The 19,304-nt window shown below is 61.9% G+C and carries 21 protein-coding genes; 12 read left to right on the forward strand and 9 right to left on the reverse strand.

Annotation, left to right across the window (positions count from 1 at the left end):
* Positions 1 to 26 precede the first annotated feature (26 nt).
* The 6 genes from ASE52_RS18960 to ASE52_RS18985 all read left to right on the forward strand — a co-directional run bounded on the left by ASE52_RS18960 (position 27) and on the right by ASE52_RS18985 (position 4,412).
* Positions 27 to 842: an SDR family NAD(P)-dependent oxidoreductase gene (locus ASE52_RS18960; protein ID WP_057228313.1), complete on the forward strand. Its 816-nt coding sequence runs from the start codon at positions 27 to 29 to the stop codon at positions 840 to 842.
* Positions 843 to 945: 103 nt separating this feature from the next.
* Entirely contained in the window at positions 946 to 1,914 is a 969-nt protein-coding gene (locus tag ASE52_RS18965) for a tripartite tricarboxylate transporter substrate binding protein (RefSeq protein WP_057228315.1), read from the forward strand.
* A complete protein-coding gene (locus ASE52_RS18970; protein WP_057228317.1) occupies positions 1,914 to 2,747 on the forward strand; it encodes an SDR family NAD(P)-dependent oxidoreductase in 834 nt (277 codons plus the stop codon). The genes ASE52_RS18965 and ASE52_RS18970 overlap by 1 nt, the downstream gene beginning before the upstream one ends.
* Positions 2,744 to 3,247 (forward strand): nuclear transport factor 2 family protein, encoded by a 504-nt coding sequence (locus ASE52_RS18975; RefSeq protein WP_057228319.1) that lies wholly within the window; start codon positions 2,744 to 2,746, stop codon positions 3,245 to 3,247. The genes ASE52_RS18970 and ASE52_RS18975 overlap by 4 nt, the downstream gene beginning before the upstream one ends.
* Positions 3,247 to 4,056, forward strand: a complete 810-nt coding sequence (locus ASE52_RS18980) for an SDR family NAD(P)-dependent oxidoreductase (protein WP_082606937.1) — start codon at positions 3,247 to 3,249, stop codon at positions 4,054 to 4,056. Before ASE52_RS18975 ends, ASE52_RS18980 begins: the two co-directional genes overlap by 1 nt.
* Before the next feature lie 56 nt (positions 4,057 to 4,112).
* Positions 4,113 to 4,412 carry a putative quinol monooxygenase gene (locus tag ASE52_RS18985; RefSeq protein ID WP_057228321.1) on the forward strand — a complete coding sequence of 100 codons (300 nt, stop codon included), beginning with the start codon at positions 4,113 to 4,115 and terminating at the stop codon, positions 4,410 to 4,412.
* A gap of 322 nt (positions 4,413 to 4,734) precedes the next feature.
* Here the strand turns inward: ASE52_RS18985 and ASE52_RS18990 are convergent, their stop codons facing one another.
* From ASE52_RS18990 to umuD, 3 genes are all read right to left on the reverse strand, one after another.
* On the reverse strand, positions 4,735 to 5,373 hold the full coding sequence (locus ASE52_RS18990) for a tyrosine-type recombinase/integrase (RefSeq protein WP_057228592.1): 639 nt from the start codon (positions 5,371 to 5,373) through the stop codon (positions 4,735 to 4,737).
* A 392-nt stretch (positions 5,374 to 5,765) separates the two neighbouring features.
* Positions 5,766 to 7,064 carry a Y-family DNA polymerase gene (locus ASE52_RS18995; RefSeq protein WP_057228323.1) on the reverse strand — a complete coding sequence of 433 codons (1,299 nt, stop codon included), beginning with the start codon at positions 7,062 to 7,064 and terminating at the stop codon, positions 5,766 to 5,768.
* Positions 7,065 to 7,084: 20 nt separating this feature from the next.
* Positions 7,085 to 7,531, reverse strand: coding sequence for a translesion error-prone DNA polymerase V autoproteolytic subunit (umuD, locus tag ASE52_RS19000; protein ID WP_057228325.1), 447 nt, complete (start codon positions 7,529 to 7,531; stop codon positions 7,085 to 7,087).
* 36 nt (positions 7,532 to 7,567) lie between these two features.
* Between umuD and ASE52_RS19005 the strand changes: the two genes are divergently transcribed.
* The 5 genes from ASE52_RS19005 (at position 7,568) to ASE52_RS19020 (ending at position 10,984) form a co-directional block, all read left to right on the forward strand.
* Positions 7,568 to 8,266, forward strand: coding sequence for an SOS response-associated peptidase family protein (locus ASE52_RS19005; protein WP_057228327.1), 699 nt, complete (start codon positions 7,568 to 7,570; stop codon positions 8,264 to 8,266).
* A gap of 189 nt (positions 8,267 to 8,455) precedes the next feature.
* Positions 8,456 to 8,905 carry an HNH endonuclease gene (locus ASE52_RS25300; protein WP_082606938.1) on the forward strand — a complete coding sequence of 150 codons (450 nt, stop codon included), beginning with the start codon at positions 8,456 to 8,458 and terminating at the stop codon, positions 8,903 to 8,905.
* Positions 8,906 to 9,226: 321 nt separating this feature from the next.
* A complete protein-coding gene (locus ASE52_RS19010) occupies positions 9,227 to 10,000 on the forward strand; it encodes a DNA/RNA non-specific endonuclease (RefSeq protein WP_235509292.1) in 774 nt (257 codons plus the stop codon).
* A 70-nt stretch (positions 10,001 to 10,070) separates the two neighbouring features.
* Positions 10,071 to 10,382 (forward strand): HU family DNA-binding protein, encoded by a 312-nt coding sequence (locus ASE52_RS19015; RefSeq protein WP_056057356.1) that lies wholly within the window; start codon positions 10,071 to 10,073, stop codon positions 10,380 to 10,382.
* Between the two features lie 149 nt (positions 10,383 to 10,531).
* Positions 10,532 to 10,984: a helix-turn-helix transcriptional regulator gene (locus tag ASE52_RS19020; protein WP_056057358.1), complete on the forward strand. Its 453-nt coding sequence runs from the start codon at positions 10,532 to 10,534 to the stop codon at positions 10,982 to 10,984.
* Between the two features lie 35 nt (positions 10,985 to 11,019).
* Here ASE52_RS19020 and ASE52_RS19025 read toward each other — a convergent pair whose 3' ends face one another.
* From ASE52_RS19025 to ASE52_RS19040, 4 genes are all read right to left on the reverse strand, one after another.
* The gene (locus tag ASE52_RS19025) at positions 11,020 to 12,213 is read right to left on the reverse strand and encodes a hypothetical protein (RefSeq protein WP_235509293.1); all 1,194 of its coding nucleotides are present in this window, start codon (positions 12,211 to 12,213) and stop codon (positions 11,020 to 11,022) included.
* A 398-nt stretch (positions 12,214 to 12,611) separates the two neighbouring features.
* Positions 12,612 to 13,763 (reverse strand): MBL fold metallo-hydrolase, encoded by a 1,152-nt coding sequence (locus ASE52_RS19030; protein ID WP_082606939.1) that lies wholly within the window; start codon positions 13,761 to 13,763, stop codon positions 12,612 to 12,614.
* A 97-nt stretch (positions 13,764 to 13,860) separates the two neighbouring features.
* Positions 13,861 to 16,110, reverse strand: coding sequence for a molybdopterin cofactor-binding domain-containing protein (locus ASE52_RS19035; protein WP_057228332.1), 2,250 nt, complete (start codon positions 16,108 to 16,110; stop codon positions 13,861 to 13,863).
* A gap of 3 nt (positions 16,111 to 16,113) precedes the next feature.
* Positions 16,114 to 16,572, reverse strand: a complete 459-nt coding sequence (locus ASE52_RS19040) for a (2Fe-2S)-binding protein (protein ID WP_057228333.1) — start codon at positions 16,570 to 16,572, stop codon at positions 16,114 to 16,116.
* A gap of 235 nt (positions 16,573 to 16,807) precedes the next feature.
* Between ASE52_RS19040 and ASE52_RS19045 the strand changes: the two genes are divergently transcribed.
* A complete protein-coding gene (locus tag ASE52_RS19045; protein WP_241777053.1) occupies positions 16,808 to 17,515 on the forward strand; it encodes a TetR/AcrR family transcriptional regulator in 708 nt (235 codons plus the stop codon).
* Between the two features lie 929 nt (positions 17,516 to 18,444).
* Here the strand turns inward: ASE52_RS19045 and ASE52_RS19055 are convergent.
* Both ASE52_RS19055 and ASE52_RS19060 read right to left on the reverse strand, forming a co-directional pair.
* Complete coding sequence (locus ASE52_RS19055; protein WP_235504033.1) at positions 18,445 to 18,834, reverse strand: hypothetical protein; 390 nt, start codon at positions 18,832 to 18,834, stop codon at positions 18,445 to 18,447.
* Positions 18,827 to 19,282, reverse strand: a complete 456-nt coding sequence (locus tag ASE52_RS19060; protein WP_057228338.1) for a hypothetical protein — start codon at positions 19,280 to 19,282, stop codon at positions 18,827 to 18,829. Before ASE52_RS19060 ends, ASE52_RS19055 begins: the two co-directional genes overlap by 8 nt.
* Positions 19,283 to 19,304 lie beyond the last annotated feature (22 nt).

The following is a 19,304-nucleotide window of genomic DNA, read 5'->3' on the forward strand; positions in this document are numbered from 1 at the left end:
CAGACAACACACACGAAAGGTATCCCATGGAACTCGGATTGAACGGACAGGTCGCGCTCGTCACTGGCGGTGGGCAAGGTGTAGGCCGGCAGATTTGCATCGAACTCGCCGCCGAAGGTGCGCGCGTGGTGGTGAACGACCTGTTTGCCGAACGCGCCCAAGCGGTGGCGGATGAGATCAACGCCGCAGGCGGGCAAGCTTATGTCGCACCGGCGGACATTACCCAACAGGAGGCGGTCGATGCCATGGTGGCCAATGCCGCCGAGCATTTCGGCGCACCCATCACGGTGCTGGTCAACAACGCGGGCATCATCCCTGAGCGCCGCGAAAAAGGGGGCCGCACACCCGCCTTCGTGGACACCCCCGTGGTCGACTGGGCCAAGATCGTGAACCTGAATGTCTACGGCACCATGCACTGCTGCCGCGCCGTGTTGCCGGGCATGGTGCAAAGTAAGACGGGTCGCATCATCAACATCATCTCGGAAGCGGGCCGTATCGGCGAGGCCAACATGGCGGTGTATTCGGGGGCCAAGGCTGCGATTGCCGGTTTCGCCAAGGCCCTTGCACGGGAGCACGGCCGCCATGCGGTCACCGTCAACTCCATCGCTCTGGGCGCCGTGTCCCATGAGGGCATCAAGGACGGTCCGTTGAACATCCACGCCACGGTAGAGAACAACGAGCTGCTGGGCAAGATGCTCAATGCATATCCCATCTCCAAAGGCGTGGGTCGCCTGTCCCGTCCGGGCGACGTGTCGGGCATCGTGGCGTTCCTGGCGTCGGACCGCGCGCTGTTCATCACGGGGCAGACCATCGGCGCATCCGGCGGTTTCGCGATGGTTTGATGCAGGACGGGGTGGTCGGTCAAACCGCCTCTGCGCCGCTCAGGTGCTAACCGTGCTGCGTTCTCATGCAGCACGACCGAACACACAACAAGGAGACAAGACCATGATGAATCGCCGCCATTTCTCGGCATCCATGGGGGCTCTGGCACTCTCGCCCTCGGTATTTGCACAGAGCGCTTATCCGCAGCGCCCGATCACCCTCGTCGTTCCTTTCTCCGCAGGCAGCGTGGTGGATGTCCAAGCCCGCCTGATCGCACGCGTGCTGAGCGACAACTTGGGCCAGCCCATCGTCATCGATAACCGGGTGGGGGTGAGCGGCTCCATCGGTGCCGAGTTCGTGTCCCGAGCGGCGCCCGACGGCTACACCCTGCTGATCGGCACGCAAGGCACGCAGGGCACCAACACGGCGCTCTTCAAGAACATCCGCTACGACCCGGTCAAGGACTTTGTGGCCATACACGGGCTGACGGGGAACGCGAATGTCCTGGTCTCCAACCTCGGCATGAAGTTCAGCACCGTGGCGGATGTGATTGCATTTGGCAAGCAGACCCCTGGGAAGCTCAACTTCGGGTCTGGCGGCAACGGCACGTCGGCGCACCTGTGCCTGGAACTGCTGCAAACCCAGACCGGTGCGCGTTTCAACCACATCCCCTACAAGTCCAGCACGGCGGCCATGGTCGATGTGATTGCCGGGAACCTGGATGTGATGTTCGACTACGTGCAGACCTCCCGGGCGCAGATCCGGGACGGGAAAATCACAGCACTGGCCGTCACCAGCACCAGCCGCCTGGCCGTGCTACCCAACGTGCCGACCATGGCCGAGGCCGGAATACCGAGCGTGGTGGCCATGAACTGGGGCGGGGTCTTTGCACCAGCTAACACGCCAGCGCCCATCGTCAAGCGCTTGTCCGACGCGGTAGGCCAGGCACTGAACTCGCCCGAGGTCACGGCGTCGCTGGACGCAGTGTCGAGCGTCAAGATGGGCATGCCACACGAGCAGTTCGCACCCTTCGTGGCGGCCGAGGCCGCCAAATGGGGCGAGGTAATCCGCAAGTCCGGAGCGAGCCTCTGATGCCGGCGCCCCAAGTGGCCGTGGTCACGGGTGCGGGCAGCGGCATTGGCCGCGCGCTAGCGCTGGCATGCGCCCGCGAAGGCATGGCGGTGGTGGCGGCCGACATCGAGGCCAAAGCCCTGGCGCAAACGCAGGCGCTGGTAGAGGCGGCAGGCGCCGCGTGCATGGTGCAGCGCTGCGACGTGTCCAACGCCGCAGACGTGGAGCGACTGGCCGAAGCCAGCTGGGGCCATTGGGGCGGTGTGGATTGGCTCTTCAACAACGCCGGTGTGGCAGTGCTCGGGACCGCCTGGGATGCCACGGACGACGACTGGAGGTGGGTGCTGGGCGTGAACCTGATGGGGGTGGTGCATGGCGTGCGCAGCTTTTTGCCGCGCATGCAGGCCCGGGGCAAGCCGGCCCACATCATCAACACCTCATCGGCTGCTGGCCTCGCCACCATCGCAGGTTCCGCCGTGTACTGCGCCAGCAAGCACGCAGTCGTCGCTTTCTCGGAATGCCTGGCCAAGGATCTGGAGCAGGTGGATTCGCCCATCGGCGTGTCCGTCTTGTGCCCCTCCCTGGTGGCCACGCACATTGACCAGTCACAACGCAACCGACCAGCCGCATTGCCAGAGGTGGGCCCCACGGCTGCCGCCTATGGAGAGCGCGTGCGTGCCGGCATGGCCGCTTCAGCCATCACTGCCGAGGATGTTGCACGCGCTGCGGTCGACGCGATTCATGCGCGCCGCTTCCATGTCATTCCCCATGCCCACACGGGTGCGTCCGTGTGGGACCGCACCCAAAAAATCATGGGCGATTTCCACCACATTCACCAGGAGAGTCTTCAGTGACCGCAGCCCACCCATCCGCCGACCTTGCCGCCTTGCACAACCATGTGACGGTGCTCACAGAACGCGTTGAACGCATGGAGAGCATCGAAGCCATCCGCGCGCTGCGTGCACGCTACCACGAATTGGTGAATGAGGATGCGGGCAACCGACTCTACGAACTGTTTGCCCCCGATGCGTATGTGGCCTACGGCGGGCGCCCCGAAGTGCGGGGCCGCGACAACATCCGTGCGTTCTTCGCATCGTTTCCGGTGCAAACGGCCCGGCAGTTCATCCACAGCCATGTCGTACAGGTGCAGGGCGACCGAGGCACAGGTTCCAGCTACCTGGACGGCCGACCTGTGAAGGACGGCAAGAGCTTTTACGTGGTGGGCCGCTTTGACGACGAGTACATCCGCCTGGAAGGCCAGTGGTTCTTTCAACGCGTCACCTTGAGCGTGCACTACATGATCGAAGCCACCGAGCGCTGGGACCACCTCATTCCGCTGCAAGGAACTCGTTGATGCACAGCACCGCCACCATGGCCTCGTTGCCATCCTTGTTTGATCTGACCGGCCAGCGAGCGCTGGTGACGGGCGCTGCCAGCGGTCTCGGGCTGGCCATTGCAGAAGCCCTGCTGGAGGCGGGTGCGGAAGTCGTGCTGTCCGACAGCGATGCGCCAGCGCTGGACGCCGAAGTGCAGCGCCTGCGCAAGACGTACACAAAGGTGCAGCAGCGAGTGATCGACGTCAGCGACGGCGCCGAGGTGGACCGCCACCTCGACGTCATCGCGGCCGCAGGGCCCATCGACTGCGTGTTTGCCAATGCGGGCATGAGCGCTGGACGCGGTTTCCTGGCCGAACAAGGGCGCCTGGAAAATGTGGACCCGGCAGCATGGGAAAAGGTACTTCAGGTGAACCTGACGGGCGTGCTGACCACGCTGCGCGCCGCCAGTCGCCATATGAAGCCCCGCCGACAAGGGAGGATCATCGTGACATCGTCCATTGCCGGGCTGAGGTCGGAGGCACATTCCGGCTACGCATACGTGGCCTCCAAGGCTGCGGTGAACAACGTGGTGCGCCAGGCGGCCATCGAGCTGGCGCCGTTCAACATTCTGGTCAACGCCATCGCCCCCGGCCCTTTTGCCACCGGCATCAACGGAGGCCGCTTGCGTCTGCCGGAGAGCGCCGAGCGTATGCGCACCTACATCCCGCTGGGCCGCATCGCCCAGCCGCACGAGATCCAAGGGCTGGCGCTGCTGCTGGCTTCGCCGGCATCGAGCTACATGACCGGAGCCATCATCCCCATCGACGGCGGTGCGAGCGCGCGTTAGCGCCTGAGACCATCAGTTCATTCCTATCCAACCACGAACACATAGAAAGCAGCACCATGATCATCGTCACAGGCCATGTGATTGCACGCCCAGACACACAAGAGGCCGTTGAGCAGCTGGCCGTGGAGCATGTCCTGCGCTCCCGGGCAGAGCCAGGGTGCATGTCCCACGAGGTGAGCCGCGATGTGCAGCAGCCGCTACGCTTCGTGTTTGTGGAGCGCTGGGAAAACATGGCCGCACTGCAAGCCCATTTCCGCGTGGAAGCATCGCGCACGTTCGCACAGTCAATGGCAAGCTTGTGTCAGGAGTCACCGCAGATCGATATCTATGAGGCGGCAGCTGTTGCGGTACGCTGAAGGCGGCAGTTCCAGCCTGGCAATCCAGCCCATGAGATGGAATGACGGGATCGATTTTTCGCTGAATGACATTTGTGACCTCAAAACAGGCCACACATCATTTTTGTTGAGCGGTGACCGATTCCAGCGCGCTCGGTATGAAAGTCCTGACTTTGGCAAGCTCGGTGCCAAAACCGTAGGTTTGACTTGTCGTCTTCAGACTGCAAGCAGCTATGCGTTCCCGCAGCGCTAACGTCCGCTTTGACTCCAGAGAAACACTCCCAACAGACTTCACAGCGCACCAACCGACGCCTCCAATCCGACGACAGAGTGAGGCGTGGATTTATAAATATCCCGGGTCAAATCTCCGTTTTTCTGAGATTTCAAGTGCATCGTCTACTTCTATGCCGAGATACCGCACCGTTGATTCCAGCTTGGAGTGACCAAGCAGCAGTTGCACCGCGCGCAGGTTCTTTGTGCGTCGATAGATCAAAGTCGCCTTGTTCCTGCGCATCGAATGAGTTCCATACTCTGAGCGATCAAGCCCAAGTTCATCGACCCAATGTCTAAAAATCTTAGCGTACTGTCGGGTTCCCAGGTGGGGCGATCCGTGCAGTCTGCTGGGGAATAGGTAGTCATCAGATCTCAGCGCAGCCTGCTTGATCCATGCTGATAGGGCGTCCCGAGTCACTGCGGTAATCTCGAACTGGACAGGGCGCTTGGTTTTACTTTGCAAAATCGTCGCCCGTGATGCCAATTGATCGCCATGTGACACGTCGCGAACCTTCAGTGCAACAAGATCACATCCACGAAGTTTGCTGTCGATGCCTAAGTTGAAGAGCGCCAGCTCGCGAAGGCGTCGCTCCATCTGAAGTCGCACACGCAGAGCCCAGATTTCCTTGATCTTGAAGGGGGCCATTTGCCCGACGATCTTGCCCTTATTCCAAGGCTCATGATGCGCATTGCTGGCCGAAGTGTCCATGGCGGTCCCCCATTGACGGAGATGGCCTCGGAGCATGCGCGCATGCAGCACTAAGATATTGCGATTCATCAAAACAAATCACCTAGACCGGAGGGGCATTTGCTGCAATCTATGCGCAGCCCTCGCGCAGCTTGTAGGGAGCCAACCCCTGTACATGCGCCAGCTTATCCCGCAAGCTCAGCCAAGACCACCGTCATGCGCGACGGCGCGATGCCGACGATCTCTGGCACCGCAACTTGATACTTCACAAATGGGTCTTCTTCCACCCGGCTTTCATCTCGGCCTTGTCGCACGAGCTTCCGGTTGCTGGGATTAAGCGGAAATTGGTCTGCTAGCGGCGGAAGGCTGCAATCGCTGCAGAGCTAACCTCGAGAGCGGGAGCACCCCCACACTTAGGCCCTCGCCACCGGCACGTCCTCCCACCGCGTCGTGTACTGCGGTGTGCGCCTCTCCTGCTTCATCCCCCAATCCTTGCCCTTGTTGGTGCCACCCGTGGCGCCTGAATGCACGGTGCCCTTGCCATAGCGCTGGTTGAGCGCATCCAGTGCCACCATCAGCTGGGTGCGGTCCCGGTGGTCTTCTTCCTCCAGATCCAGCTCGCCCTGAAGCACGTTTCCCGGCACCAGGTCCAGCAGCATCACCCCGGCCTTGGCCATCTTGTAGCCAGGCTCGTACATCCGGCGCATGCCAGCTGTGGCCGCCCACACCAGCTTTCCCGTGTCGGCCGTAGGCCGGCGCAGGGGCACCACCACCGACTTGTTGAAGCGAGGGCCGGGGCGGAAGGGCGAGGTGTGGCAGAACACCAGCAGCTGGCTGGCCAGACTACCTTGCTTGCGCAACTTTTCGGCCGCGCGGCTGGCGAACTCGCTCACGGCTTCCACCAGCGGCTGCAGCTCGGTCACAGCCTGACCGAAGGACCGGGTGCAGGCAATCTCTCTCTTGGGCTCGGGCGCGTCATCCAGCTCGATGCACTGCATGCCCTGCAGCTCGCGCACTGTGCGCTCCAGCACCACACTCCAGCGCCTGCGCACCATGGCCGGGTCCAGCCGGGCCAGGTCCAGAACAGTATGAACCCCGCACTGATGCAGCTGCGCGCCGATCTTGCGGCCCACGCCCCAGACTTCTTCCACCAGCGTGCTGGCCAACACCTCGTCCAAGTCCTGGGCAGGCAGGGCGGTCAGGTTGCACACCTGGGCCAGCTCGGCGGGGTAGCTGCCTGGTTTGCGCTCTGCCGTCTTGGCAATGTGGTTGGCCAGCTTCGCCAACGTCTTGGTGTGGCCAATCCCGATGCCGCAGGGGATGCCCACCCACTGGTGGATGCGGGCGCGAATGGCGTGGCTGCGTGTGATCAGGTCGCCCCGTAGCCCCTGCAGGCCGACAAACGACTCATCGATGCTGTAGATCTCCTGCGAGGGGCCCAAACCCGCCGCCAGGCTCATCATCCGATTGCTCATGTCGCCGTACAGCGTGAAGTTGGCACTCAAGGCAACCAGCCCGTGGGTCTCTTCCATGTGCCGTATCTGGAACCACGGCGCCCCCATCTTGATGCCCAGGGCCTTGGCCTCATTGCTGCGGGCGATGGCGCAGCCGTCGTTGTTGCTCAGCACCACCACCGGGCGGCCGTTGAGGCTGGGGCGGAATACCCGTTCGCAGCTCACGTAGAAGTTGTTGCCATCCACCAGCGCATACATGCTGGCCTCCGTCCATCAGATCAGGTGAGAAACAGCTTCACGCACCCGCTCACCACACCCCACACCTCAATGGTCTGGCTGTCACGGGGGATGATGTCGGGGTAGGTGGGGTTGGCCGCGCGCAGCTTGATGCGGCCGGCCCGCTGGTGCAGATACTTCACGGTGCATTCGCCGTCCACAATGGCCACGACGATGCTGTTGTGCTTGGGCTTGATCGCCCGGTCCACCGCGATGATGCTGCCGTCCTCAATGCCAGCGTCCCTCATCGAGTCGCCCCGCACGCGCCAGAAGTAGGTGGCCTGGGGGTGCTTCACCAGCAGCTGCATGATGTCCAGCCGCTCCACCACGAAGTCGTCAGCTGGCGATGGAAACCCCGCGCGCACGCTCACCCCACAGAGGGGCAAGGCCAGCGACTGCGCCGCCGTGTCGTACGGCACGGGTAGCGGGGAATTCCAAAGACTGTACATATTTACAGTATAGCTCCCTGCTGCCAGAATGTTGCCATGTGTACCTACTACGAGGTCCCGGGCCGTGACCAGCTGGTGCTGCACTTCGGTGACGTGCCCGAGGAAGAGTGGCGCGACAAGATGAGCCCGCTGTACCGGGGGCCGTTCCTGCGGGCCAAGGGCGAAGCCGGGCGCGAGCTGGTGGTAGGACAGTGGGGCATGATCCCGCCGAACTCCAAAACACACATCCCCACCGGTAAGGACGGCAAGCGACTGAGCACCTTCAACGCCCGGCGTGAGGGCATGGCCAAGTCATGGACCTACGGCGGCCCCTGGCGCAAGGGGCAGCGCTGCATCATCCCGGCGCAGCTTTATGTCGAGCCTTACTGGGGGACAAAGAAGCACATCCCCTGGCAGTTCGAGCGCGCCGACGGCGAGCCCTGGGGCCTGGCGGGCCTGTGGAGCGAGTGGACCGATCCGGCCACGGGCGAGATGGTGCTCAGCTACACCTTGATCACGCAGAACTGCGACGACGTGCCGGTGCTGAACCTAATGCACAGGCCTGACCCCAAGCGGCCGCCCGACATGCAGGACAAGCGCACGGTGGTGCCGCTGGAAAAAGGGGACTGGGATACCTGGCTGCACGGCACCGTGGAGCAGGCCGAGGCGCTGATCAAGGTGCCGCTGCTGGAGCTGTTTGTGCACCGGGCGAAGGACCCGGCACAGCAGGTGGAGTTACCTGTCGAGTCAGCATGACGCATGCGTACAACAGCCGGTGCTTGCGCTGCCTGAACTTAGCGATATAAATTACTGCTTGTCCGGGGCTGATGCGACCCCGGCCGCGTCCGGGTTACCTGGCGCATAGCCGAGTGGTGCGATGCCCCGGCGCCCGACCTGTCCGGCTATCGGCAACGGGAGTAGCTTCAACACTACCCCTGCTGCCAAATGAACAAGATAGCCAAACTCCGTATCCAGTCCGCGCTCATCCAACAATGCCGTTGTTTCTACTGCGGTTTGGCAATGATCGAACCTGCGATGCCTGAGTTCACGCCCAAAGAACTCAAGCCTAAATTCCAAAAGTACCTTCGTTGCACGGCTGAGCATCTAACTGCTCGCCAGGATCAAGGGCGCGATTCCGCACAAAACATCGTTGCTGCCTGTTGGTGGTGCAACACTCGGCGACACAAAGGGCGTGAAGAGAATGCGCCAAATCCACAGAAATATCGGCAACGCGTGCAAAGCTTGATGAAAAGGGGGCGCTGGCACCCAGTTGCCGCGATAGCTGTCGCTTTCCGAACCAACGCTTACGGAGTAGGCGAGCCTTCAAAACCGAGGGCAAGCGTGACTTCAGAAAAACTGACGAACCTGCAGGCGTTCCCGCAAGGCGGCTTGTGAATGCCTGCGTATTTGGGAGACCAACTGCTTAAGTTGGATTAAAGCAGTTGCGGGACTTCCAATGGTGGTGGCACTTTGCATTTGCGGGTGCTGCTGCCATGGGGAGTGTTAACTGAACCGCAGGGGCGGGCAGGCAGATCGGGCTCCCTTTGGGGAGCCCTTTCTGTTTGTGGGCAGTCCCCACCTGCAAGCAGCTGTAAAACCCTGCGGGATCCGAGCATTCGGGCCAGGAGTGAGAGATGAACGGTGCTCCAATCGGGCTTCGTTTTGTTCGACTCGATGTCTTCTTCTGTGAATCGTTTGTTCTCTTGGCCAAGTCGTGTGCGCCTGGCAGCTGTGCTGGCACTGACTCTTGCTGGCGCTGCTCTCCCCCATCCTTCCTGGGCACGTTCCCCACAATTTGACAGTGCGGCGCTGCTCACGCCCGAGCCCACCTCTTTTGCGCAGTGTCCGCAGTTCTTTGCGAACGGCACACCACCGGTCATCACGCCCCGGCCGCAGTTGCGTGAGCTTTGCTATGAAGCGTTTGCGGTACTGCACTCTGGCACCACCAAGACACCGGTGTACGTGGCCCAGCGGTTGAACCGCAGGCTCATTGAGGATGCTGACGAGAAGCGGGCGAAGCGCTTCTTTGCAGATGCGCGCTTGCCCAGTGGCGAGCGGGCGGAGCTGGAGGACTACAAGAACTCTGGCTACTCCCGAGGGCACATGGCCCCTGCAGGAGACATGCCCACGCCAACGGCCATGGCCCAGAGCTTCAGCTTGGCCAACATGGTTCCGCAGAACGCCCAGCACAACGGGGGCGCCTGGAACAAGATTGAGCAGGACACGCGGCACTATGTGAAGCGGGCCAAGGGGGATGTGTTTGTGATCACCGGGCCAGTGTTTACGGATGCGGGCCCACGCATTGGGGCCAATGGGGTGAAGGTGCCGAGCTATCTGTACAAGCTTGTGTACGACGCAACCACCCAAAGGGCCTGGGCGCATTGGCAGGAGAACCGCGAGGGGGAGACAGTGGGTCGGCCGATCAGCTACCAGGAGCTAGTGAGACGCACAGGCGTGGAGTTTTTGCCAAGAAGTGCACTGCAGCATTGAGTCGCAGCAAGGACCGTGTCAGCGGCGGGGTTATAAATCCATCCTTTCCAACCTCTACACGTGAGCATCCATGAACCGCGCAGAACTCGTTGAAATCCTGGCTTCCAAGAATGATCTGTCCAAGACAGCAGCCAATGCGGTGCTGGAAACGCTGATCGACACCATCCAGACGGCCGTGAAGAAGGGCGATGCCGTGCAGCTGGTGGGTTTTGGGACCTTCAAGTCGGCCAAGCGTGCAGCACGCACGGGCAAGAACCCATCGACCGGTGCTGCACTGAAGATTCCTGCAAGCACGGTGCCGAAGTTTGTGGCGGGGGCCAAGTTCAAGGCTGTGGTGGATCCAAAGGCGGCCAAGCGCAAGGCGGACAAGGCTGGGAAGTAAGTACCGCACTTTCCGTCGCAACCGAAGCAAACCGCCATGGGGTCAGGCCTCTGGCGGTTTTGTTTATGAGGGGCCGAAGAAGGCGTCCGACACGGCGATGCGTCTGCCACCTAAGTGCGCCATAAGGCGTCAAAGTTAACATCGGGCCTATGAATACGTTTTCCAATGCCTTTCGCGCTGAAGTCGTTCGCATGGCGCGCAAGGAGCTCAAACCTGAACTTCAGGGCATGCGCAAGGCGATCACCGGGCACCGCTCGGAGATCGCCGCACTCAAGCGTGAGGTCAACGCCCTGACCTCCCAGCTCAAAGCCACTCAACGGCAGGTCAAAACAACAGATGCGCCCAAAGCCAAGGCCGCGACAGGAGGCGTCACTACCAAGAAGTCAAAGCAGATCCCGTTCGATGCTCAGGTGTTGATCGACAAACGCGCAGCACTCGGTATTACGCAGAAGCAGATGGCTCAGCTGCTGGGTGCTTCTTCGATATCTGTCTACAAGTGGGAGACGGGCCACGTTCATCCACGGGCAGCGCAACTGGAGCGCATTGCTGAAGTGCTCAAACTGGGCAAGCGCAAGGCGCTGGCATTGCTCCATCCGCAGTGACGATGAATGGTGGGCCGGATTGCCCCACCATAGACTTAGCGGCGGCGGTACTGCGCTCCTGGTGACGAGTCATTGCGCTCGTCCGCCAGTTCGAACAGACACCGCATGTAGGGCTGGACTTCGCTCCATTGGGCGCGGACTTCATAGAAGCGCGATAGATTGCGCGTGGCCTCCACCGCATCTGGCCAACGGTCCGCAGCGCTTACGCGCGTCATAGCTTCTCGGCTGTCCTGTTCGTCGTGCAGGCTTCCGTCTTGAGCGCCATAGGTGTGGAATTCCACGATCCGCCTGGGCTGCGTAAGGTCAGTGCCCTGACACATGCCACTTGGCTGTGAGTTCTCTCGCGAGGCATGGGCTCCGGCGAACGAGTCCTGGACCGTGTGGAGCACCGAGCCGAATGCCACGTGGTGCAAGTAAGGAAGCAGCTTGTCCTGCCGCCCGAGGATGTAGAGGTCCGAGACCCGCCACTGTGTGCATCCAAAGTGCTCTCTCAAGGTGGCGTTGTCGATGTCTCGAAGAAAGGTGTCAGGCCTGATTTCGCGCGATGACACCTTCCAGGCGAACTCCAGCCAGTCCAGCACTTTGGCGCGGGTTGCGCCGGGGTGTACTCCTTCTTCACTGGCCATGGCGTGTAGGAACTGCAAGTCGCCGAAGTGCGAGCGGGTCATCACATTGCCGTGAAGACTACCCTTGGTCTTGCTGCACCCAACGATCGGCTGGGTCTGTGCCTTCTTCTCTGCATCCTTGAAGAGGCAGTACCAACACAGTGGCTGCGTCGAGAACCGGATGGTCTGGGACACATTGCACGACTTGCCCAGGTAGGTGCAATTGCCTTCGTCGGGGGAAAGCTTGAATGGAGGCAGATCGTTCCAACGCACGCCGTAGATGACATATGGGGTAGCAAACGGCAGATCCCGAGAACTGCAGCTGACGTCTTGCGCCAGAGCGCCGGACTCTATCGGGCAGCCCATGCCAATCTGGGTGATCTCTTCGTGGACTCGGCCCTTGATGATGACACCCAGGCGCTCAGCCACCTTCGCCAGAGAGTCCTCTTTTTCGTTGGTCAGCTTGGATTCGAAGGCGGAGCCCATGGGGGCGATCTGGAAGGCGACGGCGGCGCTGGAGAGGGCGAGAACACCTGCGGCTACCGCAACCAGACGCGCAACAGAGCGCACAAAAGGCGAAGACTTGTGATGATGAATTGCGATCTTTGTGCATGCGGCGTGCATAGGTCCCTCCTATGGCCGCACTCTAGATGGAACCCAGCTCTAGGCAAACAAATATTGTGCAAAACGATGCCGAGACCGCGAGGCATGTCCGAGAGAATCTGACTGCTTCAGGCTGATTGCGGCCGTGCGAATTTGATGGACGAATGTCGGAGGTTGCCTATAGCTGCCCGCCAGAGTTTTCAGGACGGTCGATCGGTTCGCACTGGAATCTGCCACTCATCTACTGCATTGTGCAAGCGCGGCGACGCTGCTGATCCATGATTGCTCCCTTGTTCGACGAACCGGGGTGCGCTCGGGCGCCCTCGACAATACACCGCTTGCGGCTTATTCGTCCAGGGTCGCAGCTTATGCGTTCAAAGTCGCAGTTGTTTCATTCTTCGTCAGCAACATCGAGGCATTTACTTTGAATCCATCGCGCCCCGGGCGCCCTTGGCGGTTGAGGGAACCAGATCCGACGGTTCAAGCAGAGCGGCGCCCGCACCGCTGACAGAAACCACGTCGAGAACTGCGCCGACCGGAATGAGGCCGAACCCATCGCCACCGCGTCGTTTCGTCGCCGCCGTGAGGTCGCGAGCCGGCTCGAACGGCTCCTCGTCGCCAAGCTGGAAGGTCCCCCAATGCACACCGAAGGAGCGTGCGGCGCCCAGGTCCTCATGGGCTCGCACGGCATCGTCCGGGTCCATGTGCTCGAAACGCATCTGCGCCCGCGGCTGGTAGGCGCCGATTGGCAGTGCTGCCAAGTCAATGGGCCCGACGCGCTGACGGATGTCCTTGAACATCGCCTGCACGTAAGCCGTGTCGCCGGGGAAGTAAAACCGCCTCAGTGAGCCCGCGACCTCGTTTTCCACGACCCAGCCACCCCACAGCGTGGTGTTGTGCTTCCGCGGTCCTCGCCCGCTGCTGTGCTGTGCGGGTACAAACTGGAATGTCACAGCCCCTACCGTCGCCGCTTGCCACCAGTCAAAGGAGTGCGCCGGGGCCTGCACATGGTCTTCGAACCAGGACTCGAGGCCCCGACCCACAAAGAAGCGTGGCGGCCCGCCGCGTTGTCGGGCCAGATGTCGCACCGTGGGCAGGTCAAGATGGTCGTAATGGTCGTGCGACGTCAGCACCACGTCGATGTGCGGCAGTCCGTCGAGCGGCAACGGCAGCGAGGTCAGCCGCGCTGGCCCGAAGCCGGCCACAGGAGCAGCCGTGTCGGTGAGCACGGGGTCGAGCAGCACCCACAGACTGCCTACCCGCATCAGCATCGCTGAGTGGCCCAACCAAGCCACCGCGAAGGGCCGCTGCGCCATGGCTTCGATGTCAAGCGGCACGGTGGGCGGCACCTCGGTGCGGCTGAGATCGCGGGTGATCTGCACCCAGGCGCGGCGCAGGAAGTAGGTGGCGGACACCCGGGCGCCTGTGTCTTCGGTCAGAACATATGGGTTGGCAAAGGTCTGCATTGGCGGTTGCTCCGAGTCATTGAAAACTGTCGAACAGGCCAAGAGCAGACCGCTGCACAGCAATGCAGCCATCGCACCTGCGAGCGGCAAGGAGGGGCGTTTCATTGATCTTGCTCGCGGCCTGGAACATCAACTGCATGGAGACGCCAATCAGTGCGCACCGGGAAAGCACGGCAAGGGGGTATGAATCTTCCTGCCATGGTCAAACGAAATCGACGTGCTTGCGCAGCGGTAACTCGCGGATGCGCTGGCCTGTGGCGGCGAAGATGGCGTTGGCCAGCGCCGGCGCGGCCGGCGGCACGCCCGGCTCGCCGATGCCTTTGATGTTGCCGGTGGTCTGCAAGGCCCTGGTCACGATCTGCGGGGTCTGGTACAGCCGCATGCTGGGATAGTTGTGGAAGTTGGTTTGCTGTGCCGCGCCGTCCGCATAAGTCAACTCGCCCATGATCGCGTGGCCCAGGCCCCAGATCACCGCGCCCGACAGCTGTGCGTCGACATTCACTGGGTCCAGCACCTGGCCCAGTTCGGCAACCACAAATGCCTTGTCGATGCGGATGCCCTTTGGCGTGGCCGAGACCTCCACCACTTCGGCCACCGGTACACCGAAGGACAGAGTGAAGGCCAGCCCGCGGCCGCGTCCCTTGGGCAGCGGCGTGGTCCAGCCGGACAGCTCGCCCACCGTCTGCAGCACCCGTCTGGAGGGTTCGTGGGAGCACAGGCGCAGGCGCTCGGCCAGCGGGTCGGCGCCGGCAGCGAGGATCAACTCGTCCAGAAAACACTCGTGCAGAAAGCCATTGCCCGACGCGCCTACCGCTCGCCATGAACTCACCGGCACCATCTCCGGCACACGATAGCCGGTGACACGGTAGTGGGGGATGGCGAAAGGCTGGTCCCAGGCCCCGGCCACGATGGCCACGTCGGGTCCGAGGGTGGGCACCTTCTGCCGCCCAAGCTGCGAGGCGTTGACCGACTGCGAGGCTATTTCCAGGTCGTAAGCCTGCACCTGACCCTTGGCCGCCATGCCGCGTGCGCGGGCAATGGCCAGCGGACGCGGGTAGTCGTGCGTCATGTCTTCCTCACGGCTCCAGGTCATCTTGATCGGCACGCCCTGGTGGGCCTTGGCCAATTCAACCGCCTGGCGCACGTACTCCTCTTCGAGCCGGGCGCCGAAGCTGCCGCCCATGATCTGCACGTGCACATGGATCTGGTCCTCGGCCAGCCCGCTCACGGCGGCCGCGCCGGCCAGCACGAACAGAGGAACCTGCGTGCCGGTCCAGATATCCAGGCGGCCGTCCTTGAGCAGCACCAAGGCATTCATGGGCTCCAGCGGCGCGTGGGCCAGGTAGGGCACGCGGTATTCGGCCTGCAGAACGCTTGCGGAATCGGCGGCCTTCAAGACGGTTTCGACATCGCCTTCGTCCTTGAAGCGGCTGTCCTGGCGTTCGGGCGTGAAGGACGCGGCCGCCTGCTTGAACATCGCTTCCGATGTCAAGGGGTAGGGCGCCGCGCCCCATTCGATCTCCAGCAGATTGGCCGCCTGGAAGGCGCGCCAGGTGTTGTCGGCAATCACGCCCACGCCGCCTGCGATAGGCACTACCTTCAGCACGCCCTTAGCGGCTTCGGCTTTCCCGGCATCGAAGCGCTTGATGCCGCCGTCCCAGCGCGGATTGGTTCGCACCGTGGCATAGACCATGCCCGGCATCCGCAGATCGATGCCGTACACCGCGGCGCCGGTGGACTTGTCGACGATGTCCAGCCGCTGCATGGGCTTGCCCAGCAGCCGCCATTCGCTGGCGGGCTTGAGTGTCACCTGCGAGGGCGGGCTGAGCTTGCCCGCGGCGGCGGCCAGCGCGGTGTAGGGAATGCGTTTCCCGTCGGGCATGAGCACGTGGCCATCGGCGGTCTTGAGTTGCGCGACCGGTATCCCGGTCTGTTGCGCCGCCGCCGCCAGCAGCATCTGCCGCGCCACGGCCCCGGCTACGCGCAGCTTGTCGAAGGCATCGGGCACGGTGGTTGAACCACCGGTGACCTGAATGCCCAGCATCTTGCCCATCACGTCGCCCGCACCGCGCCCTGTTCGGGCCATGAAGCTGTCGCTGGTGGCCGCAATGGGAAAGCCCTCGGCCACCAGCGCGCCGTTGTAATAGGCGGCGGATGGCGGCCCGGGGTCCACCTGGAACTGGCCCCAGGCAAGGTCCAGCTCTTCGGCGATAAGCGCCGCCTGGATCGAATACGCTCCCTGCCCTTTGTCGGCGCGCGGCGTGGTCAGCGTGATGCCGCTGGCATCGATGCGCACATAGGGGTTGAGCGTGGCCGCGCCGTCGGACAGGCCCTTGAGCAAGGGATTCGCCGGGTCGCGCTTGTAAAGAAAGGTGCCCACCGCCAGGCCGGCGGCCACGGCGCCGGCGCCGATCAGGAAAGTGCGACGGGCAATGCGTGCAATGTTGGTCATGGTTCAAGCCGCTTTCATATGCGAAGCGGCGGTCTTTACCGCCTGACGGATGCGTGGGTACGTGCCACAGCGACACAGGTTGCCCGACATGGCCTGATCGATCTGTTCATCTGTCGGGTTCGGCTCGCTGGCCAGGAATGCCGCGGCCGTCATCATCTGGCCGGCCTGGCAGTAGCCGCATTGGGCGACCTGGTGCTCGATCCACGCCTGCTGCACCGCGTGCAGCGCACCCGGCTGTCCAAGCCCTGCGATGGTGGTCACCGGCGCTTGTACGGCGCTCGCGGGCATCAAGCAGGAACGCACCGCAGCGCCGCCCACGTGCACGGTGCAGGCGCCGCACTGGCCTACGCCGCAACCGTACTTGGGGCCGGTGACGCCGAGTTCATCGCGCAGCACCCACAACAGCGGCATCTCTGGTTCGACATCGACCACATGGTCCTTGCCATCGACGATCAGTTTCATTCTGGTGTTCTCCGGTTGACGGAAATGTGGAACTCAAGCCCCCGCGAAGGGAACGACGGCATGTCGAATCACCTGGAGATCACGAAGCTGCGCAGGCCGACCTGAGGGGATACGTGAAGGCCGGCTGCGCCGCGACTTCAAACGCAGCGGTCAGCGTTCCTATTGCTTCTGATTCCCATGTAGACGATGACAACATGAGCGGACTATACACGGATATGTTGTCAGCGTAAACAATGTGATCTATGTCTACATTTGGTATAATGCGACCACGCCCATTCATGAGCCCCGGGAATACTGGGGATGCCGCCACTTGCCGCCATCAACAAAGACGCTGAACACGAAGCTGGATGCCGTCGATAGGCCATATCACCACGGAGACCTGCGACGCGCGATCGTTGAAACCGCCTCAGCGATGCTGCGCGAGGACAAGGGCTGGCAGTTCACACTGCGCGAGGTGGCGCGCCGGGCAGGCGTCAGCCATGCCGCTCCCTACAAGCACTTCCCTGACAAGGCCGCGCTGCTGCTAGAGCTGGCGTTGCGCGGCTTCGATCAGTTAGGCCAAGAGTTGAAAGCGGCGATAGTTCCTCGACCGCGCTCCGCTCGCAAAGAGTTCCTGGCAGTCGGTGGCGCGTACATCGCCTTCGGTTTGAGCAACCCTGCGCTGTACCGCCTGATGTTCAGCAGCGACGCGGGTGACCTCCAGGTCGCGCACATCAGCGAAAGTGCCTTGTCGGCGCTGGGGGTGCTGCTGGACGTGCTAGCCCGTGGGCAGGAGACCGGCGCCTTCAAGAAACGGCCTTTGCAGGGCCAAGCCGCGGCCTGCTGGGCGCAAGTGCACGGTCTCACCATGCTCAGCATCGACGGTCTTCTCATGCCCGAGAAGGTTGGAAGTGCACCGGTCCAGGCTGCACTGGATACGCTGCTCGACGGCGTCCTCGGCTGAGCAGGCAGCGCCTGGAGCGTGTGCCATTGCCCCGGTGCCGCGTGCTACCCACGCGTGTGCCAGCCTTACGCCTTCAGGACAACCGCCGAGTCGCTCCCGCATGCGCTGCGACTGCACTGGAACTGGCCCGCCTGCCGCAATCCATCCGTGGGGTCGGCCATGTGAAGGACCAGAACCTGACGGCGGCCCCAATCCAACCGATCGCGGACGGGCGTCAGCTGTACCTCGTATAGCGACCGCTCGGGCTAGCGCCACCCGCTGAATTCAAGGGCGGCTTGATGGCGCTTATCGTAAGTACGTCGGCCTGCAGTGACGGGCTCCTTTCGCTGCAGAACCGACCTCGGCGAGTCGGCTTCAGGCTGATTGCTGACGTTTAGCCTGGAGTCGTCGAACGACTGCTGCGATCGAGAGCAGACAGTTAATAACATCACTGGGCGTATTGCGAACTCAACTGCTTCCTTGTTTTGCTGATATCTCCATACGCATGCAGCAGTGTGCCGTGATGTACAACGAGGTACGCATCAGACCGAACGGAAGCCGCGAAATCATCGGCCAATTTGAGCTTCTCTTGCGACCACTCGCTCGGCTGCTCGGTCGAGGCAGGCGCGCTCCATGACACCTCGAGGAAGACCGATTCAGCGTGGACAAGGGTTCGTGGTGGATGTCGCGACGAGGCAGGTGCGTAGGCAGGGGGCCGCTTGGACTGTTTCTTCTCCTGTAGGTTCGCAGCCGTCGGCTCCTGTTGCATGCGAGCGTCGACGAGTCTGATCGGCCAAACCAATCTATGGCTGTCTTCTCGCCGACAGAAAGCTCCAGGCACTTGGACACTCGGTGTCGCCACATGCCCCCCTCATCCGTTGATCATGACTGGTGTCACTAGTTCAGCTTTGCAAATAGCAAACGGCCTCGCACTCATTCGCTCTGAGGGGTCACCTTACTTCTTGCGGAAGCAGTTCTCTTGCCATCTCCACGGCTTGCTCACGTGACTCAGCAAGAAGTAAAGGGTAGCCCCAGAACTTGGCGAAGACGGCCGCGAATGCCTTGTAACCCAGACGTTTTGCAGAGTTGGACTCGACCATGATCATTGCCAGAACCAGTCTTCGCAATTCAACCTTGTGCTTTTTCATCCAAAGTGCGGTACGTTTCTTTTCTTGCGGCAAGTGTTCATGGGCTTCAACAGTTGGTACGGTATCGGTTAAGAGAACGAAGGGTTCTCCGCGCCGCAAATTGGCCTCGAACTCGTCGAAGTCCTTCTGATGATCATGTCCAGGTTCTTGCGTAAGATCCATCCAGACCAAAGGGAAGTCAGAACTATTCATAACCATGGCGGTTTCCTTTACTTTTGATGAAACGCCAGGTGGCCGCAATGGCGAAAACACCAGGCAACGAGATGAAAAACACGGCTGAGAAGGCAACGTGCCAGCCGTCGCGTAACCCGTCGGAGATCCCTCCTAGGGTATTCAGTACAACAAGCAGGGTGCCGAGGATCAGGGCAGCCCACTGAGTCGCGCGTGTTCCCATCAGTGCGAGCAGCACCGTGACGATCCAGGCACCATAGAACGCGGAAAACATCCACAGTACGCCTGGCTCGAACGTAATCGCCGAAGTTGCTCCCTGCGCTCTCATGAAGTCGTTTACGTAGAAGAACAGCTGGAAAGTCACAAAAAGAACAGCACCCGCGGCTGTCGTCAACCAGAACAAGGCGACCTTGTTTGAGTTGTTCGTTGCCAGGTCTTGGGCGGGGCGTAGCGGGGGGCGAAGGGACATAGAAACTTTCTCGAGGTTCAAT

This window comes from Acidovorax sp. Root275 (assembly GCF_001428965.1).
In the GTDB taxonomy this organism is placed as follows: domain Bacteria; phylum Pseudomonadota; class Gammaproteobacteria; order Burkholderiales; family Burkholderiaceae_C; genus Acidovorax; species Acidovorax radicis.

Excerpts from the sequence above, each read along its gene's own strand:
- ASE52_RS18960 (WP_057228313.1), top strand. The coding sequence starts at position 27 with ATGGAACTCGGATTGAACGGACAGGTCGCGCTCGTCACTGGCGGTGGG.
- ASE52_RS18965 (WP_057228315.1), top strand. The coding sequence starts at position 946 with ATGATGAATCGCCGCCATTTCTCGGCATCCATGGGGGCTCTGGCACTC.
- ASE52_RS18970 (WP_057228317.1), top strand. The coding sequence starts at position 1,914 with ATGCCGGCGCCCCAAGTGGCCGTGGTCACGGGTGCGGGCAGCGGCATT.
- ASE52_RS18980 (WP_082606937.1), top strand. The coding sequence starts at position 3,247 with ATGCACAGCACCGCCACCATGGCCTCGTTGCCATCCTTGTTTGATCTG.
- ASE52_RS18985 (WP_057228321.1), top strand. The coding sequence starts at position 4,113 with ATGATCATCGTCACAGGCCATGTGATTGCACGCCCAGACACACAAGAG.
- ASE52_RS18990 (WP_057228592.1), bottom strand. The coding sequence starts at position 5,373 with ATGGACACTTCGGCCAGCAATGCGCATCATGAGCCTTGGAATAAGGGC.
- ASE52_RS18995 (WP_057228323.1), bottom strand. The coding sequence starts at position 7,064 with ATGTATGCGCTGGTGGATGGCAACAACTTCTACGTGAGCTGCGAACGG.
- umuD (WP_057228325.1), bottom strand. The coding sequence starts at position 7,531 with ATGTACAGTCTTTGGAATTCCCCGCTACCCGTGCCGTACGACACGGCG.
- ASE52_RS19005 (WP_057228327.1), top strand. The coding sequence starts at position 7,568 with ATGTGTACCTACTACGAGGTCCCGGGCCGTGACCAGCTGGTGCTGCAC.
- ASE52_RS25300 (WP_082606938.1), top strand. The coding sequence starts at position 8,456 with ATGAACAAGATAGCCAAACTCCGTATCCAGTCCGCGCTCATCCAACAA.
- ASE52_RS19015 (WP_056057356.1), top strand. The coding sequence starts at position 10,071 with ATGAACCGCGCAGAACTCGTTGAAATCCTGGCTTCCAAGAATGATCTG.
- ASE52_RS19020 (WP_056057358.1), top strand. The coding sequence starts at position 10,532 with ATGAATACGTTTTCCAATGCCTTTCGCGCTGAAGTCGTTCGCATGGCG.
- ASE52_RS19025 (WP_235509293.1), bottom strand. The coding sequence starts at position 12,213 with ATGCACGCCGCATGCACAAAGATCGCAATTCATCATCACAAGTCTTCG.
- ASE52_RS19030 (WP_082606939.1), bottom strand. The coding sequence starts at position 13,763 with ATGAAACGCCCCTCCTTGCCGCTCGCAGGTGCGATGGCTGCATTGCTG.
- ASE52_RS19035 (WP_057228332.1), bottom strand. The coding sequence starts at position 16,110 with ATGACCAACATTGCACGCATTGCCCGTCGCACTTTCCTGATCGGCGCC.
- ASE52_RS19040 (WP_057228333.1), bottom strand. The coding sequence starts at position 16,572 with ATGAAACTGATCGTCGATGGCAAGGACCATGTGGTCGATGTCGAACCA.
- ASE52_RS19055 (WP_235504033.1), bottom strand. The coding sequence starts at position 18,834 with ATGAATAGTTCTGACTTCCCTTTGGTCTGGATGGATCTTACGCAAGAA.
- ASE52_RS19060 (WP_057228338.1), bottom strand. The coding sequence starts at position 19,282 with ATGTCCCTTCGCCCCCCGCTACGCCCCGCCCAAGACCTGGCAACGAAC.